We start from the raw sequence: 17,838 nt of genomic DNA on the forward strand, positions 1-17,838 counted from the left end.
ATGCGCGGCAGGACCGGCCGCATTGCCTTCTGCAACCGCTCGCTGGATAGTCTCGGCATGTTGGCGACCCTGGCGACTCACTGGCCGCAAATTCTGGCGATCATCTCCGTGGCGATGGCGACGGTCGGCATCGTCCATGCCGTCATGACCAAGGAAGATGTGCGCGCCGCCACCGGCTGGGTCGGCGTGATGGTGCTGTCCCCAATCCTCGGCGTGCTGATCTACGCCGTCGCCGGCATCAATCGCATCCGCCGTGCCACGATCACCGCCCAGCGCCCGTTTGCCGACGGCGTGGTGTCCGCCAAGCATGAGCGCGACGTCGCTGTCGAAGAGGCCCTGATCGTCGAGCGATACGGGCAACGGTTCACGGGCTTGCGGACACTCGGCGACAGGGTGGCGCGGCGCGCGCTCAACCCTGGAAACGCAATCGATGTGCTGGAGACCGGCGACGAGGCCTATGCCGCCATGTGCGCGGCGATCGACGGCGCCGAGCGCAGCGTCCTGCTCGAGACCTATATTTTCGACAATGACGCCGTCGGCCTGCTCTTCGTCGAGGCGCTGGCCGGCGCCGTCCGGCGCGGCGTCACCGTCCGCGTGCTGATCGATGCCGTCGGCGCCCGCTACTCGGTGCCGAGCATCCTGGGGCATTTGCGCGAGGCCAACATCCCCGCCGATGTCTTCAACGGCAACATCGTCATGGGCCTGCGCCTGCCCTACGCCAATCTGAGGACCCACCGGAAGATCCTGGTGGTCGACGGCATCGCCGCCTTCACCGGCGGCATGAACATCCGAAAAGGCTTCTCCGCCGAATTCGCCGGCTCCAACAGCGCCAGGGACACACATTTCCGGGTGACCGGCCCGATCGTCGCCGACCTCTTTTCGGTCGCCGCCGAGGACTGGCGCTTCGCCACCAACGAGGCGCTGAAGGGCGACGCCTGGCGCATTGCCCCGCTGTCGCCGTCGCCAGGCGCACCGATGATGGTGCGGGCGGTCGCTTCCGGCCCGGATGCCAGCAACGAGACCAACCACAAGCTGCTGATCGGTGCGTTCTCGGTCGCCCGCAAGTCCATACGCGTGATGTCGCCCTATTTCCTGCCGGATCGGGAACTGATCAGCGCCCTGATCACCGCCGGCAGGCGCGGGGTCGAGATAGACATCGTGGTGCCGGCGGTGAACAATCTTTTCCTCGTCGACCGCGCGATGATGGCGCAGTTCGATCAGGTGCTCAAACACTATTGCCGTGTCTGGCGAACCGAGGGACCATTCGACCATTCGAAGCTGCTTTCGATCGACGGCGTGTGGGCCTATGTCGGATCTTCCAATCTTGACGCCCGATCGCTGCGGCTCAATTTCGAGATCGACTTGGAGGTGGTCGATGCCGGCTTTGCCAGCGAGATCGAGGCGCGGATCGGGTCGGCGATTGCCTCCGCCGTGCCGGTAACGCTGGAAGCCTTGCGAGCCCGGCCGTTCCTTATCAGGCTGTTCGACCGGGCATTGTGGCTCGGTTCACCCTATCTCTAAGGCGGAGGTGCGCTTGAGGAACTCGTCTGTCATGGAACATACGCCGAAATTGCCTATTTTGACTGTATCCGGCTTCTGAATTGAAGCCAGCGAGAACGAGCAGCACAGATGCACAGAATTGGACGCAGCCTCCCGGCAAGCATGCTTCTGTCCCTTCGTGACCGCCGGATGCAGAAAGCTAACGCCGCCGCACTCAAGACGACAGCCACCACCGGCACGCTGGTTGCCTCCTACAATGTCCACAAATGCATCGGCGTCGACAGGAAGTTCGATCCGGACCGGACCATCCGCGTCATCCGCGAAATCGATCCGGATGTCATTGCCCTGCAGGAAGCCGACAACCGCTTCGGCGACCGTGATGGTCTTCTCGACCTGCCGCGGCTCGAACGGGAAACCGGACTGGTTCCGGTGCCGATTTCCGCCACCGGCAAGGGCCATGGCTGGCATGGCAACGTCTTGCTGTTCAAGAAGGGCGTCGTTCGCGACGTGCACCAGATCAAGCTTCCGGGGCTGGAGCCGCGCGGCGCGGTGGTGGCGGAGATCGACCTCGATGGAAGCCGGACGCTGCGCATCATCGCCGCCCATCTTGGCCTGCTGCGTCGCTCCCGCTCCCAGCAGGCGCGCGTCGTGCTCGACCTGATGAACAGCCCGGACGAAAGACCGACCCTGCTGCTCGGCGACCTCAACGAATGGCGGCTCGGCAACCGCTCCGCTCTCAACACGCTGCATGCGACGTTCGGCCCGCAGCCGCCGGCGGTCCCCACCTTCCCGTCGAACCTGCCGCTGCTGGCGCTCGACCGGATCATGGCCAACCGGCATGGCATGATTGCCGCCATCGACGCGCATGACACGCCGCTTTCACGCGTTGCCTCCGACCACCTGCCGCTGACGGCTTTCGTGCGCCTGGAGCGGGTGGACGATAACGCCTTGATGTCTCCCGCGTCGCAAAGAGTGTAAAATTAGTCGGAACGCCCAGTTCTTCCGCGAGTTACCATGTCTTGAACGTGTAGGAGGACGAGATGAAGAAGTTGATTCTGGCTTCCCTGTTGGCATTGGCCGCGACAGCGGCGATCACTGCGCCGACGCGAGCGGCAAGCGTGACCATCCAGTCCGACGACGATCGATATTTGCCGGACGACGATTCCGACAGTGGGATCGTTATTCGCCGTCATCACCGCGATCGCTATTCCGACAATCAGTATGATGGCGACCGGAACGTTCAGTATGACGATGGCGAATACCGGTACGGCGAATATCGCCGCCACCACCGGCATCATCGCTGCCATATCGAACTGGTCAAGCACTGGCGCCACCACCACAGGGTGATCGAAGAGGTTCGCGTCTGCGGCTGATCCCGATCGTACCAACCGGCCGGCGAAAGCCGGCCGGTTTCATCGCGTATGGTGGCGAGAGATGCCGCCATCGACAGTTGGAAATGCTACTGCAGACGACTGACGCGCAGCGCTGTCGCGCAGCTGGATTACCTGGCTGATGTTGTCGCGATTGCGCTTCGCTGACTCACTCTCCACCATCCCCGTCAAGCCGCACCGGCCCGCTTCCCAGGGCATAGCAATCGGTTAGCGGATCCCACCATGCACCGGTCGTTGCCCGACCCGTGTTCGGGTTGGGCTTGCTCTTCGCATTTGGTGCCTCTGGACACAGCCGTGGAAGGCTGAAAAATGTGGAGCGCAACTCGGCTTTTTGAGTTGAACCGGAACACCAGGAGGATGGCGCTGAAGTTCGAAGAGATTGCCGGCCATCCGGCGTTGCATCGCTACGTTCAGGAACAGTCCCTGGCGCTGATCCGAATCTATGAGGAGAGCCCTCGCCTGGCTTCCATTTTCGCCACGCAGCAGCGTTGGCTGATGGGTCATGTCGGCCTCGCCATGCATTTCAGGCGCGATCCGCACGACCGCCGCAAGGAACTGACGGTATCGCGGTTCATCGAGTTCGTGCACCAGCATGCGGTCGCCAGCCGCAACACGGCGGACGCTTTCATCAAGGAGATGCTGCACTACCACATCGCCGAGTATGTGTCGGGTGGCGACGGCCGTACGCACCCTTTGCAGCCGACGGCGGCAACCGTGCAGACCTTTACCGGCTGGGTCCTTGCCCATCTGCGGACGCTGGATCGCCTCGACGGCGCTGACCGCTTGACCAGGTTCCTCGAACACCCCGAGATGGTTGCCGGGCTGCAGCCTCTGGTGGCGGACGGCCTGCTTGCCTCCAAGCCGGTGCGCGAACCCAACCAGACCTTTTCCCTGTTCATCTGGCTCAACAATGGCGGCATCGTCATGGACTGGCTGATGTCGGGCATCGACCCCGATCACGCCGGCCTGGACCAGATTCCGACCAGCGTGGTTTCGATCGGAGATTTCGCCAAATGGCTCAAGCTCTCGCGGACCCATCTGGCCCGCAAGCTGCGCGCTGCCGAGAATCTCGGCAGCATCGGCTGGCTCGGCCAGCGCGGCCATTCGGTGATGTGGGTGTCGAATACATTCTACCAGGAATACATGACAGTCCAGGCGGCCAAACTGGCCATCGTCGACACCGCTTTCAATGCCTGTTTTCCGCCGGCTGGAAGCTGATCGGTGCGGCATCCCCGTAACGGGGATGCCTTTCAATGCGGGCGATCAAAATCCCGAAGTTTTCAGTCGATGTCGAACGACACGCCCTGGGCGAGCGGCAGCGCCTTGGAATAGTTCACCGTGTTGGTGGCGCGCCGCATATAGGCCTTCCATGCGTCGGAGCCGCTCTCGCGGCCGCCGCCGGTTTCCTTTTCGCCGCCAAAGGCACCGCCGATCTCGGCGCCCGAGGTACCGATGTTGACATTGGCAATGCCGCAATCCGATCCGTCGACACCCAGGAAACGCTCGGATTCCTGCAGGTCGCGGGTGAAGATCGACGACGACAGGCCTGCGCCCACGGCATTGTGCTCGTCGAGCACGGCGTCGAAATCCGAATATTTCATCACATAGAGGATCGGCGCGAAGGTCTCTTCCGTGACAGGGGCCACCTGCTTGGGCATCTCGACCAGCGCCGGGTGCACGTAATAGGCATCCGGATGACCGTTCTCGACCCGCGTGCCGCCGGTCACCTTGCCGCCATGGGCGGCGGCTTCCTTCAGCGCCTTCTGCATGGCCTCGTATGCCGCCTTGTCGATCAGCGGCCCGACCAGCGAGGAGGTCTCCAGCGGATTGCCGACAGACACACTCTCGTAGGCCTTCTTGAGGCGCGGAACCAGGGCGTCGTAGACGCTGTCATGCACGAACAGGCGCCGCAGCGTCGTGCAGCGCTGGCCGGCCGTGCCCATCGCTCCAAAGGCAATCGCGCGCAGCGCCATGTCGAGATCGGCGCTCGGGCAGACGATGCCGGCATTGTTGCCACCGAGTTCGAGCACTGCGCGGGCAAAGCGCTTGGCCAGCCGCGGGCCGACGTCGCGGCCCATGCGGGTCGAGCCGGTCGCCGAAACCAACGGCACTTTGGGGTGATCGACCAGGATCTCGCCGACGGCGCGGTCGCCGATCAGCACCGGCGCCAGGCCATCAGGTGCGTCCGCGCCGAAGCGCTTGACCGCACGCTTGAAGATGGCCTCGCAGGCAAGTGCGGTCAGCGGCGTCTTTTCCGACGGCTTCCACACCACCGCGTCGCCGCAGACAAGCGCCAGGGCGGCATTCCAGGACCACACGGCGACCGGGAAATTGAAGGCGGAAATGACGCCGACGACGCCGAGCGGATGCCAGGTTTCCATCATCCGATGGCCCGGGCGCTCGGTGGCGATGGTCAGGCCGTACAATTGCCGGGAGAGGCCTACGGCGAAATCGCAGATGTCGATCATCTCCTGCACTTCGCCGAGCCCCTCGGACGGGATCTTGCCGACCTCGATCGAAACCAGCCGGCCAAGCTCGGCCTTGTGCGCGCGCAGTTCCTCGCCGAGCAGCCGCACCAGTTCGCCACGCCGCGGGCCCGGCACCATGCGCCAGGCCTGGAAGGCCTTGTGCGCGGCATCGATCACCTTGGCCGCGTCAGCCGGTGAGATCGTCTTCAGCGCCGCGATCTGCTCGCCCGTCACCGGGCTGCGCACGATCAGGTCGCCGCCGACGAGCGCCTCCTTGGCCACGCCCAGTTTCGCCAGCAGTTCGGTCGTTTCCTTGCCTATCGTCATTCTTGTCCCTTTCAGATCCCGTCGCCATCATATGGCGCTGGGTTAAGCCTTCGCCGTGTCGCCCGTGTGCCGAAAGGCACTTCAGGCGCAGTCATGGCGTGGCATTACTCGTTTCAGGGGAAAATCGCCACCCCGGCATGGTCCAAGCCCAAACTACACGATTGAGCCAGATGGGGAGGTGACGCTCAGTTTGCCTTTTTCGCCGGTGGGCGCACCGCACCGTCCTTGATCAACCGGTCGATATGCATGCGGATATGGGCAGCCTCTGCCGCCGTGTTCGCAAGCGCTATGGCGCGGTCGAAGGCGACGCGCGCCTCGTCGCCCCGGTCGAGCTGCATCAAGAGGCCCCCCTTGAGCCCGAAAAAGTGGAAATAGCCGGAAAGCCGTTCTTCCAGCGGCTCGATCATGGCCAGCGCCTCCCCCGGTCCACGCACCTTCGAGACCGCGACGGCCCGGTTGAGCGTGACCACCGGCGACGGCTGCATCTGCTCCAGCAAGCGGTAGAGCAGGTCGATCTCGTTCCAGTCGGTATCCTCGGCCTTTTCGGCCCGCGCATGCAGCGCGGCAATCGCCGCCTGCACCTGGTAAGGGCCGGGCTTGCGATGGCGCAGCGCCTTGTCGACCAGTGCCAGCCCCTCATCGATCATCTTGCGGCTCCACAGGCTGCGATCCTGGTCTTCGAGCAGCACGATCTCGCCGCTCTCGTCGAAACGGGCCGGTGCGCGCGCATGCTGCAGAAGCAACAGCGCCGTCAGCCCCATGATCTCCGGCTCGGTCTGGAACAGCCGCAGCAACAGCCGTGCCAGTCGGATCGCCTCCTCGCACAGCGGCGCGCGCGCCGGCGCCTCGCCGCTGTTGGTCGAATAGCCCTCGTTGAAGACCAGGTAGACCATGGCGGCGACGGCGGCGAGCCGTTCCGAGCGCTCGACCGCGCCAGGCGTCTCGAACGGCACGCCGGCGTCCGCAATGCGCGCCTTGGCGCGAGTGATGCGCTGCTCCATGGCGCTTTCGCCAACCAGGAAGGCGCGCGCGATCTGCTTGACCGTGAGACCGGAGACGATGCGCAGCGCCACCGCGATCTGCTGCGTTGCCGGCAGATCGGGATGGCAGCAGATGAACAGCAGCCGCAATATGTCGTCGCGGTAGTGCGCCCCGTCCAGCCGCTCGGCGATATCGCTCTCGGCGTCTTCCAGATCGGAAACCTGGTCTTCCTCCGGCATCGGCGCCTGCTTGGCGCGCTTGCGCACCGCATCGATGCCGCTGTTGCGGCCGACGAAGATCAGCCAGGCCGCCGGGTCGCGCGGCGGCCCGTTCTGCGGCCAGTTCTTCAACGCCCTGAGGCACGCGTCCTGGAAAGCTTCCTCCGCCGTATCGAGATCGCGGAAATAACGCAGCAGCGCGCCCATCGCCTGCGGGCGGGCGGCGCTGATCGCGGAGCTGATCCAGGCCATTTCGGTCATGCGGAAACCGTTGTTGGGTTGAAGACCGAAACCGGCCGGATTTCATAGGAGCCGCCGCTCGGGTTGACCTCGGAAAGTTCGCGGGCGAACTCCACCGCCTCGTCGAGATCGGCGCATTCGAGCGTGTAGAAGCCGAGAAACTGTTCCTTGGTCTCGGCGAACGGCCCGTCGATGACGACCGATTCGCCTTTGACCTTCCTCAACGTCGTCGCGGCCGTGGTCGGCAGAAGCCGTGCCACCGGGCCGAGCCGACCAGCCTTGGCGTACTTGTCCTGAACGTCGAGGAGATTGGCCATGACCTCGTCGTCCTGTGCCTTGCTCCAGGAGCAGACGACATCTTCGGAGGCATAGCAGAGGATTGCGTAGAGCATGGCTGGTCCTTTTCTCTGTCAAAGGACGAAACAGTAAGACCGATCCCGACATGACGTCGATAAAAAAATCCAGATGTGACGGATTTGGCCACCGTCGGCCGCGTCGGTTAGCTTTCTCCCAGTTTCAGCCATCGCAGCACGAGAGCTTCCTCGTCATCGAGACCGGCAATCGCCCGTTTGCGCTTGTTGGCCTGCGCCATTTCATCCAGCAACCGTCCCTCGGACCACGCTTCGAAGACCCGCGGATGGATATAGCATTTGCGGCAGACGGCACGCGTATTGCCCAGCCGTTCGGCAACCTTGTCGATGACGCTGTTCATCGCCCTGTTTCGCTGCGCCTGGCTTTGCGGCAGTTCCGTTTGCGCAAACAGCGACGCGGCGTGAATGGTGCCGCCCCAGGTGCGGAAATGCTTCGAACTGAAGGCGTCACCGACCGCCTCACGGATATAGCGGTTGACGTCCTCGGAGCGGACCGGCCGCCTGTCGCCGTCCTCATTGAGATACTGGAACAGCTTCTGGCCTGGCAGGTCCTGCGCGCCACGCACAATCCTGGCGATGCGGCGGTCGGCCAGCTTCAGCTTCCACTCCTTGCCCGACTTGCCCTTGAAGGCAAAGCGCAGGCTTGAACCGACAATATCGACATGCCGGTCGCGCAACGTGGTCAGCCCGAAACTCTTGTTGTCGCGGGCGTAGGCGGCATTGCCGACGCGGATCATCGTGTTGTCGAGCAGCCAGACAACCGCGGCGACGACCCGCTCGAACGGCAAGCCACGACGGCGCAGATCGCTGTCGATCCTGTGCCGCAGGTCCGGCAGGCTCTCGGCGAAAGCGACAAGGCTCGAATATTTGGCACCATCGCGTTCTTCGGCCCATTGCGGATGATAACGATATTGCTTGCGTCCCCGCTGGTCCCTGCCTGTTGCCTGGATATGGCCGTCCGCGTCGGGCGAAATCCACACATCCGTCCAGGCCGGCGGAATGACGATCGCCTCGATGCGGGCCTTGGTGGCGTCCGAAACCGTCCGTCCGTCCGGTCCCTTGTAGGAAAACCCCTTGCCTGTCTTCAGCCGCCGGATACCAGGCTCGGCATCGCTGACATAACTAAGCGACGCATGATCGGCCGAGCTTTGTGCCCCGTTTTTGAACACACCATCTGGCGATACAGCGTCCTCGCCAGCCGGTCGGCCGGGCGACATTCCGGATTTCTGCAACATGTCGGCTCCACGCGAATTCCGTAGATAAGCCACTGGCCGACCGCTGGTTCCACGCGCCGTCCGAAAACGGTGTCGAGCCTGCTTTCAGGCTTTCTCGAGCACAACCGGAATGACATCGACAGCCTGCTCGCCGACCTGTCCCCCCGTGGTCTTGAGCACGCCGACGATCGGCGCCACGTCCGAATAGTCGCGGCCGTAGCCGACGGTGATATGGTCGTTGCTGGCCCGCATGCCGTTGGTTGGATCGAATTCCTGCCAGCCTGCGTCGCGCCCGCACCAGGCCTTGACCCAGGCATGCATGGCATCGGCGCCTTCCAGCCGGGGCTTGCCCTTCGGCGGGATGGTGCGCAGGAAGCCGCTGACATAGCCAGCGGGAATGCCGAGCCCGCGCAGGCCGGCGATCATGATATGCGAAAAGTCCTGGCAGACACCGCGCTTCAGCCTGAAAGCATCGCTGGCCCGGGTCCGCACCGTCGTCGCCTCGCCGTCATAGGTGAAATCACGATGAATGCGATGGCACAGGTTCATGGCCGTGCTGGCGGCGGAACCGGCGATGCTGCTGCGTGCGTAGGCAGTGATCGCATCGTCGATGCCGGCATGGGTGCTGGCCGTCAGGAAATGGTGCGGTGCATCAGGTGCCAGAGACCGCACCGCGGCGAGTTCCTGCCTGAGCCGGGCGATATCGGGCGACACGTCGAGCCCGGGCTCGGGCCGAGACACCGACACGCGGGCGCTCATCCTGATGTCGAGCGCATCATGCGCATCGCGAAAGGCGATCGAGGTGACGTTGTTGCCGAAGAAATCGGAAAAGTCGGAACGCTCGTTGGGCGCCGGCGCAAAGGACAGTGATGCGGCGATGACGCGCTGCACGCCTGATATCGTCGACGGCAGCACGCGCACCTGATGACGACCGCCGCCGGCAGCGGAAGCGTAATCATAGTGGAGATGAAGCCTGATATCGTAGAGCATGATTTATCCGAAATAGGCTTTGGCGAGGCTGTTGTAGAGGCCGCCGATTTCGTGGGCGAGCTCGTCCAGCGCCTTTGCCGTCATATCCGAAGGCTCCTTGATGGCGATCTGGGTGTTGAGCTGCAGGATTTCCTTCGCCGCCGGCGACATTTGCCCCTCCCCGCCGAGCGACGGCAACAGGCCGATTTCGGCTTTCAGCCTTTCGAGCTGGAACAGGATGGAGCGCGGGTTAAGCGGATCGAGCGCCAGCAGGTCGATCACCGTGCGCCGGCCGGCCTGCACCGGATATTGGCGGCGATGGGTCATCACGCTGTCGCCGATCTCCAGCATCATGTCGAGCGCGCCGTCCGGCGCCTTGGCGCTGGTCAGCCGCGACAGCGTGCGGGAGATCTGGATGCCGCGCTCCAGCCGGCGGCCGATCTCGAGGAAGCGCCAACCGGCGAAGCGGTACATGTTTTCGTGCAGCAGGCCGGAAAAGCCGGCGAGCTTACGCAGGATGACTGTCATCGCCCGGGTCGCGTCGTCGCCGGGCGCGACCGTCGTTGCGAACTGATGGATGGTTTTCGACAGGTCCTTCAGCGCCAGCCAGCCATCGGGCGAGAAGCGGTCGCGAATCTGCCCGGCGCTGTAGACCGCGCTATCCAGCGTGCCGATCAGCCCTGACGGGATCGCCGTCTCGACGTCGATGCCGAAAGGTTCGAGATAATCCCTGATGTCGGCGAGCAGCGGCATGTCCGGGTCGGACGTTTCGGCGAGCCGCACATGGTAGGCGCGCAGGATGCGCACCGTGTCTTCCGAGCGCTCGATGTAGCGGCCGAGCCAGGTCAGGTTCTCCGCCGCGCGACTGGGCAGGCTGCCGGGCCTGGTGCGGCTGAAACTGTCGCCTTCCTGCGGCAGCAGCGTCTCGCGCTCCACCGGTTTGTCGCTGACAACCCAGACATCCGCCGCCTGGCCGCCACGCTGCATGCGATCGCCGTCGGGTCGAGCGACAGTCCGATGCGGGCAAAACCGCCCGGCATCACCGTCCAGCCCTCCGGCGTTCGCGCCAGGTAGACGCGCAGGCTCGCTGGCCGCGGCTCCAGCCACCCGCCGACATAGACGGGCGTCGTCGAAAGCGTCACCGCTTCCTGGCCGACGAAATCGCCGCCATCGCGTTCGATGCGCGCCACCAGCTCCGCCCGCTCTCCGGCCGACAGCGCCGAGCCGAGCTTCGTTGAATCGTCATCCTCGAAGGCAAGTCTCGTCGACAGCGCCGGCCCGATCACCATGCGATCGATGTTGGCCAGCACATGCGCGCGTTCGGTTGCTTGCCCGCACCACCATGTCGCGACGCTTGGCAGCAGCAATTCCTCGCCCCGCAAGGCCCGTGAAATCTTGGGCAGGAAGGCGAGCAGCGCACGCGTCTCCATCAGGCCGGAGCCAAGCGCATTGACGGTAGCAACCGCGCCCTGGCGGATCGCCTCGACCAGGCCCGGCGTGCCGATCTGCGAATCCGGGCGCAGTTCGAGCGGGTCGGCGAAGGCGGCATCGAGCCGCCGCCACAACACGCTGATCGGCATCAGGCCGGAAACCGTGCGCACCATGAGCCGGCCGCCTGAAACGGTCAAATCCTCGCCTTCGAGCAGCATGATGCCAAGGTAGCGGGCGATGTAGGCGTGTTCGTAATAGGTTTCGTTGAGCGGCCCCGGCGTGAGGATGGCGACGCGGCCGTCGGTCTCCTTGGCCATGCCGATCAGCGCGTCGCGAAAACGGCGGAAAAAGCCGGCAAGGCGGTGCACATGCATCTCGCCATAGATGTCGGACAGCGCGCGTGTGGTGGCGACGCGGTTTTCCAGTGCGAAGCCGGCGCCGGACGGCGCCTGCGTGCGATCGCCAAGCACCCACCACTGGCCGTCAGGTCCACGGCCGAGCTCGAAGGCGCAGAAATGCAGGAAGTGGCCGCCGGCCGGCTTGGTGCCGACGACAGGCCGCAAATATTCGGGGCTGGCGGCGATCAATCCCGCCGGCAGGATGCCTTTTTCGACCAGCCGGTTCGGCCCGTATATATCGGCGATGGTTTCCTCGAACAGTTCGGCGCGCTGCACGAGGCCGGCGCTGATCGCCGCCCACTCGCTCTCTTCGATGAGAACCGGGACATGCGCCAGCGGCCATTCGCGTTCGTTGGCGCCGGCCTTGTCATAGACGCGGTAATAAACGCCGGCATCGCGCAGATACTGGTCGGCGCGGGCAAAGCGCTGGCCGAGCTTTTCAGCACCGAGTTCCTCGAGCGCCTCGACAAAATGCTTCCAGGCCGGGCGAGGATTGCCCGATGCGTCGACCATCTCGTCGACGACGCCGTCTATGGGCTGGTAGTGCTCCAGCAGGCTGTGGGTCTGCGGCTTGCCGCGTCCCCTCTTGTGATTCCCCTTTGCCATTGCTGATCAGAGTCTTGCCGGCCGCCGAAGGTCAAGGGTCATCGGGAAATCTTCCGCCGGTTGTTCTTCACGGATCACATAGGCGGATGGCGTATGGCCACGCGGTTCGAAGCGGGCGAGCCGCCGAGCTTCCGCCTCGTTGCCATTGACCGGAAAGGTGTCGTAATTGCGCCCGCCGGGATGGGCGACATGGTAGACGCAGCCGCCGACCGCACGGCCCGACCATCGGTCATAGATGTCGAAGACCAGCGGCGTGTTGACCGGCAGCGCCGGATGCAGGCCCGATGCCGGCTGCCAGGCTTTGAAGCGCACGCCTGCCACCGCCACTTCGCGATTGTCAGTGACCTTCATCGGCACGATGCGGCCGTTGCAGACGACTGCGTGGCGCTCCGGGTTCAGCCCTTCGGTCTTGACCTGCAGCCGTTCGACCGAGGAATCGACGAAGCGCACGGTGCCGCCGATGGCGCCTTGCTCGCCCATCACATGCCACGGCTCCAGCGCCTGGCGCAGTTCCAGCTTGATGCCGGCATGCTGAACCTCGCCGCAGAACGGGAAGCGGAATTCGAGCTGGGCGTCGAACCATTCGGGACGGAACTCAAAACCATTGAGCTTGAGGTCGTCGAGCACGTCGAGGAAATCGGCCCAGACATGATGCGGCAGCATGAAGCGGTCATGCAGCGATGTGCCCCAACGCACGAAACGGCCGTCGAGCGGGCTCTTCCAGGCACGGGCAATGATAGCGCGGACCAAAAGTTGCTGCGCGAGGCTCATGCGCGCATTGGGCGGCATCTCGAAGCCGCGGAATTCGACCAGCCCCAGCCGGCCGGTCGGTCCGTCGGGCGAGAACAGCTTGTCGATGCAGATTTCCGAACGATGCGTATTCCCGGTGACGTCGGTCAACAAATTGCGGAACAGCCGGTCGACCAGCCATGGCAAGGGTGCGTTGCCCTGGTCTGGATGCGGCACCTGCGCCATAGCGATCTCAAGCTCGTAGAGCGAGTCGTGACGTGCCTCGTCGAAGCGTGGCGCCTGGCTGGTCGGCCCGATGAACAGGCCGGAGAACAGGTAGGACAGCGACGGATGGCGCTGCCATTGCAGCACCAGGCTCTTCAGCAGGTCCGGCCTTCGCAGGAACGGGCTGTCATTGGGTGTCGCACCGCCGACCACGACATGGTTGCCGCCGCCGGTGCCGGTGTGGCGGCCATCGATCATGAACTTGTCTGCGCCAAGCCGTGTCTGCCGCGCCTCCTCGTAGATCGCCGTCGTCGTCGCCACGCAATCCTGCCAGTTGGAAGCAGGATGGATGTTTACCTCGATGACGCCTGGGTCAGGCGCGACGCGGATGACGTTGAGGCGCGGATCGTGCGGCGGGCCATAGCCTTCGATGTGCACGGGAAGGCCTATCGCCTTCGCCGCGTTCTCGGCCGCCGCGACCAGTTCGAGATAGTCTTCCAGCGCCTCGACCGGCGGCATGAACACGCAAAGCCGCCCATCACGCGGCTCGACCGAAAGTGCGGTGCGCACCGCGCCGCCGATCTCGGTGATCTCCTGCTCGACCCGCTCCTGCTGGCCGGTCGCAGCGGTGAACGATGCCGCCTGCTGGCGGCGCGCCATCTCGTCGGCGCCTTCCAGTTCGGCTGGAGCCGGTCCGGCCAGTATGGCTTCACGCGCGGGCAGCGGGCCGCGTGGCAGTGACGGATCGACCGGCACGATATAAGGGAATTGCTCCGGCGGCACATAGGGCAACGTGCCGAGCGGCAGCCGGTAGCCGACCGGTGAATCGCCTGGCACCAGGAACAGCCGGCCACGCCGCGTCTTCCATTTTTCCGAACGCCAGCGCGGATCCGATGCCTGGCTGTTCCAGCGCTGGACGGGGAGCACATAGCCGGACGGTTTGGTCAGCCCGCGTTCGAACACTTTCGCCATGCGGCTGCGTTCTTCCGGATCCTCCAGCCTGGAGTTGGACGGATCGACATTGTCGGGCAGCTTGCCTTCCTTGAGCAGCCATTCGGCCGGATCCTCATAGGCTTCGCTGACCATGGCTTTGTCGATGCCGAGCTCGCCGGCAATCGCGGTGAGCAGGCTTTCAGCCTGCTTCGGGCCGATATCGGCCTCGCTCTTTTCGCGTGCGATCAGCGACGGATCGCTCCACACCGGCTGGCCGTCGGCACGCCAGTAGAGCGAAAAGGTCCAGCGCGGCAGGCTTTCGCCCGGATACCATTTGCCCTGGCCGTAATGGAGAAAGCCGCCCGGCGCAAAGCGCTCGCGCAGTTTACGGATCAGTTCGTCGGCCTTTTCGCGCTTGGTGGGACCGACGGCGGCGGTGTTCCATTCGGCCGACTCGAAATCGTCGATCGACACGAAAGTCGGCTCGCCGCCCATCGTCAGCCGCACGTCGCCGGCGGCAAGTGCTTTATCGACCTTGTTGCCCAGAGCGTCGAGCGCCTGCCAGCTTTCGTCCGAAAATGGCTTGGTGATGCGCGGATGTTCGGCGATGCGGTCGACCCGCATCTCGAAGCCGAATTCGACATTGGCGAAGCTCGCCATGCCGGAAATCGGGGCCGCGTTGCGGAAATGCGGCGTGGCGGCCAGCGGCACATGGCTCTCGCCGGTGAGCAGGCCCGAGGTCGGATCGAAGCCGATCCAGCCGGCGCCGGGAAGATAGACCTCGCACCACGCATGCAGATCGGTGAAGTCGACGGCGGTTCCGGCTGGACCGTCCAGCGCCACCAGATCGGGCTTCAACTGGACCAGATAGCCGGAAACGAAGCGCGCCGCGATGCCGAGATTGCGCAGGATCTGCACCAGCAGCCAGCTCGAATCCCGGCACGATCCCTTTTTCGCGGCCAAGGTCTCTTCCGGCGAGAACACACCGGTTTCCATGCGCACGATATAGGCGATCTCGCGCTGCAGCCGCGCGTTGAGATCGACCAGGAAATTGACGGTGTTGGCAGCGCTGCGATCGATGGTCTTCAGCAGCGCCGACAGCAGCGGTCCCGCCGGCTCCGGAGTGCGATAGATGGCGAGATCGTCGCGTATTTCTTCCGGATACTCGAACGGAAACGCCTCGGCCGACGGCTCGACGAAGAAATCGAACGGATTGTAGACCGTCATGTCGGCGACGAGGTCAACCTCGATCTTCAACTCCGTCACCGGCTCCGGAAAGACGAAGCGGGCGAGGAAATTGCCGTAAGGATCCTGCTGCAGATTGACGAAGTGGTTCGCCGGCTCGACCTTGAGCGAATGGCTCAGCACCTTGGTACGGGAATGCGGCGCCGGCTGCAGCCGGATGATCTGGGGCCCGAGAACCACCGGCCGGTCGTATTTGTAATGGGTCAGGTGGTAGACGGCTGCCAGAATTGCCATGGGGCCCCGGAATTCAGCGTTTCAAACGATTTCGCTGAACCCTGACACATCTGGCGACCATTCTCCAAGCAGATGTTGCGGTGCACCTAATTTAAGCAACGGTTACCGGCTCAGAAAAATGCCTGCAACCCCGTCTGCGCCCTTCCCAGGATCAGCGCATGCACGTCATGCGTGCCTTCATAGGTGTTGACCGTCTCCAGGTTCTGCGCGTGGCGCATGACGTGGTAGCCGATCTGGATGCCGTTGCCGCCATGCATGTCGCGGGCCTGGCGGGCGATGTCCAGCGCCTTGCCGCAATTGTTGCGCTTGACGATCGAGATCATTTCCGGCGCCATCTTGCCTTCATCCAGCAGCCGCCCGACGCGCAAGGACGCCTGCAATCCCAACGCAATTTCGGTCTGCATGTCGGCAAGCTTCTTCTGGTAGAGCTGCGTCCCGGCCAGCGGCTTGCCGAACTGCTTGCGGTCGAGACCGTATTGGCGGGCGCGGTGCCAGCAATCCTCGGCGGCGCCCATCGAGCCCCAGGAAATGCCAAAGCGAGCCCGGTTGAGGCATCCGAACGGTCCGCCAAGGCCCTTTGCGTTGGGCAGCAGCGCGTCCTCGCCGACCTCGACGCCTTCCATCACCACTTCGCCGGTGATCGACGCCCGCAGCGACAGCTTGCCGCCGATCTTCGGCGCCGAAAGCCCTTTCATGCCCTTTTCCAGCACGAAGCCACGGATCTCGTCCTTGCCGTTCTCCCCCTTCAGCTTCGCCCAGACGACGAACACATCGGCGACGGGCGCGTTGGAAATCCACATCTTCGAACCGGACAGCTTGTAGCCGTTGGCGGTCCTCTCGGCGCGCGTCTTCATACCGCCCGGGTCGGAGCCTGCATCCGGCTCGGTCAGGCCGAAACAGCCGATCCACTCGCCGCTGGCGAGCTTGGGCAGGTACTTCTTGCGCTGTTCGTCCGAGCCATAGGCATAGATCGGATACATCACCAGCGACGACTGCACTGACATCATCGACCGATAGCCGGAATCGACGCGCTCTACTTCGCGTGAGACCAGCCCATAGGTGACGTAGTTCGCGCCAAGCCCGCCGAATTCTTCAGGGATGTCGATGCCGAGCAGGCCGGCCTCGCCCATTTCACGGAAGATCGCGGTGTCGAAGGTCTCGTTGAGGTAGGCGTCCTCGATCCGCGGCGCCAGTCTGTCGGCGGCGAAGGCGGCCGCCCCGTCGCGCACCATGCGCTCGTCTTCCGAAAGCTGGCCCTCGATCAGGAACGGGTCTTCCCAGACGAATGCGTTCTTGTCGGCGGCCATGACGTTCTCCCAAACCAATGCATGTCGCTCAAAACGATGACACGCATGAAGCAAAATGTTGGCCCGTTCTATCGGCCTGTGCCTCGAAAAAATCAAACGAAATTGATTCACCGATCAATGAGCATTAAGAATGGATCATGAGTGTCCAGCGCCGCCTTTTGCCCAACATCAGCGCCCTTGCCGCCTTCGAGGCTGTGGCCCGGCTCGGCAGTTTCACCGCCGCCGCCCAGGAGCTCGATCTGACCCAGGGCGCGGTCAGCCGCCAGATCAAACTTCTGGAAGATCAGTTCGGCCGCCGGCTGTTCGAACGCGACAGCCGCAATGTCAGGCTGTCGACATCGGGCGAGATCTACGCCGAGGCGGTGCGTTCAGCACTTGGGCAATTGCGTGACGCAGCCCTTGGATTGATGAGCAATCGGCATAGTGGTATCCTGAACCTTGCCATTTTGCCGACCTTCGGCACGCGCTGGCTGATGCCGATGATCCCCGATTTCGTCGAAAACAATCCCGATATCACCATCAACTTCGTCACCCGCGTCGGCCGCTTCGATTTCGCCAGGGAGAGGCTGGATGCCGCCATCCACTACGGCCTGCCGGACTGGCCGGAGGCCGACTCGACACTGTTGGTGCGCGAAACCGTGGCGCCGGTCGTGTCGCCCGAATTCCTCGCCGGCCGCGCCATCGCCTCACCGGCCGATATCGGCCGCCTGCCGCTGCTGCACATGGCGACGCGTCCTGGCGCCTGGACCGAATGGTTCGAGCATCAGGGCCTGAGCGCGCCGACCGGACCCGGCATGCAGTTCGAACAGTTCGGCACCGCTGCCCAGGCCTGCATGGCGGGGCTCGGTGTGGCGCTGCTGCCGTTGATCCTCATTGCAGGCGAATTGCAGCGCGGCCAGCTGGTGCCGGCGCCAGGCCAGCCCATGCAAAGCCGCAGTGCCTACTATCTCGTCGTCCCGCACGACAAGCGCGGCCATCCGCCGGTCGCCAGTTTTCGCGACTGGCTGCTGGGTCAGGTCGCACGTCAAATTTGACTTGGCCGGTTTATCAA

At 64.0% G+C, this 17,838-nt stretch carries 12 protein-coding genes and 1 pseudogene; 5 read left to right on the forward strand and 8 right to left on the reverse strand.

All coding sequences use genetic code 11. The annotated features are described in order from the left end of the window. The first annotated feature begins 57 nt into the window (after positions 1-57). The 4 genes from AC0L2D_RS24970 (at position 58) to AC0L2D_RS24985 (ending at position 4,109) form a co-directional block, all read left to right on the forward strand. Positions 58-1,521 (forward strand): phospholipase D-like domain-containing protein, encoded by a 1,464-nt coding sequence (locus tag AC0L2D_RS24970; protein WP_473542854.1) that lies wholly within the window; start codon positions 58-60, stop codon positions 1,519-1,521. 108 nt (positions 1,522-1,629) lie between these two features. Continuing rightward, positions 1,630-2,478 (forward strand): endonuclease/exonuclease/phosphatase family protein, encoded by an 849-nt coding sequence (locus AC0L2D_RS24975; RefSeq protein WP_013529834.1) that lies wholly within the window; start codon positions 1,630-1,632, stop codon positions 2,476-2,478. Between the two features lie 62 nt (positions 2,479-2,540). Then, on the forward strand, positions 2,541-2,873 hold the full coding sequence (locus tag AC0L2D_RS24980; protein WP_024502663.1) for a hypothetical protein: 333 nt from the start codon (positions 2,541-2,543) through the stop codon (positions 2,871-2,873). A gap of 375 nt (positions 2,874-3,248) precedes the next feature. Beyond that, on the forward strand, positions 3,249-4,109 hold the full coding sequence (locus AC0L2D_RS24985; protein ID WP_473542857.1) for a hypothetical protein: 861 nt from the start codon (positions 3,249-3,251) through the stop codon (positions 4,107-4,109). A 62-nt stretch (positions 4,110-4,171) separates the two neighbouring features. On the opposite strand, the gene amaB is transcribed toward AC0L2D_RS24985, so the two are convergent. The 8 genes and pseudogenes from amaB to AC0L2D_RS25025 form a co-directional block, all read right to left on the reverse strand. Beyond that, positions 4,172-5,686 (reverse strand): L-piperidine-6-carboxylate dehydrogenase, encoded by a 1,515-nt coding sequence (amaB, locus tag AC0L2D_RS24990; protein ID WP_027161453.1) that lies wholly within the window; start codon positions 5,684-5,686, stop codon positions 4,172-4,174. 185 nt (positions 5,687-5,871) lie between these two features. Next, positions 5,872-7,146, reverse strand: coding sequence for an RNA polymerase sigma factor (locus AC0L2D_RS24995; RefSeq protein WP_013529830.1), 1,275 nt, complete (start codon positions 7,144-7,146; stop codon positions 5,872-5,874). Beyond that, positions 7,143-7,517: a YciI family protein gene (locus AC0L2D_RS25000; RefSeq protein ID WP_013529829.1), complete on the reverse strand. Its 375-nt coding sequence runs from the start codon at positions 7,515-7,517 to the stop codon at positions 7,143-7,145. Before AC0L2D_RS25000 ends, AC0L2D_RS24995 begins: the two co-directional genes overlap by 4 nt. 107 nt (positions 7,518-7,624) lie before the next feature. Continuing rightward, positions 7,625-8,731 carry a DNA topoisomerase IB gene (locus AC0L2D_RS25005; protein WP_473542860.1) on the reverse strand — a complete coding sequence of 369 codons (1,107 nt, stop codon included), beginning with the start codon at positions 8,729-8,731 and terminating at the stop codon, positions 7,625-7,627. Positions 8,732-8,815: 84 nt separating this feature from the next. Further along, the gene (locus AC0L2D_RS25010) at positions 8,816-9,700 is read right to left on the reverse strand and encodes a transglutaminase family protein (RefSeq protein ID WP_473542862.1); all 885 of its coding nucleotides are present in this window, start codon (positions 9,698-9,700) and stop codon (positions 8,816-8,818) included. A gap of 3 nt (positions 9,701-9,703) precedes the next feature. Then, positions 9,704-12,114 (reverse strand): annotated as a pseudogene (locus tag AC0L2D_RS25015) (circularly permuted type 2 ATP-grasp protein). 6 nt (positions 12,115-12,120) lie between these two features. Beyond that, a complete protein-coding gene (locus AC0L2D_RS25020) occupies positions 12,121-15,480 on the reverse strand; it encodes a transglutaminase family protein (RefSeq protein WP_224675616.1) in 3,360 nt (1,119 codons plus the stop codon). A 110-nt stretch (positions 15,481-15,590) separates the two neighbouring features. Next, positions 15,591-16,787 (reverse strand): acyl-CoA dehydrogenase, encoded by a 1,197-nt coding sequence (locus tag AC0L2D_RS25025; protein WP_473542864.1) that lies wholly within the window; start codon positions 16,785-16,787, stop codon positions 15,591-15,593. A gap of 137 nt (positions 16,788-16,924) precedes the next feature. On the opposite strand from AC0L2D_RS25025, the gene AC0L2D_RS25030 reads away from it, so the two are divergent. Further along, on the forward strand, positions 16,925-17,821 hold the full coding sequence (locus AC0L2D_RS25030) for a LysR family transcriptional regulator (RefSeq protein ID WP_473542866.1): 897 nt from the start codon (positions 16,925-16,927) through the stop codon (positions 17,819-17,821). Positions 17,822-17,838 lie beyond the last annotated feature (17 nt).

Source organism: Mesorhizobium sp. WSM4833, from assembly GCF_055811095.1.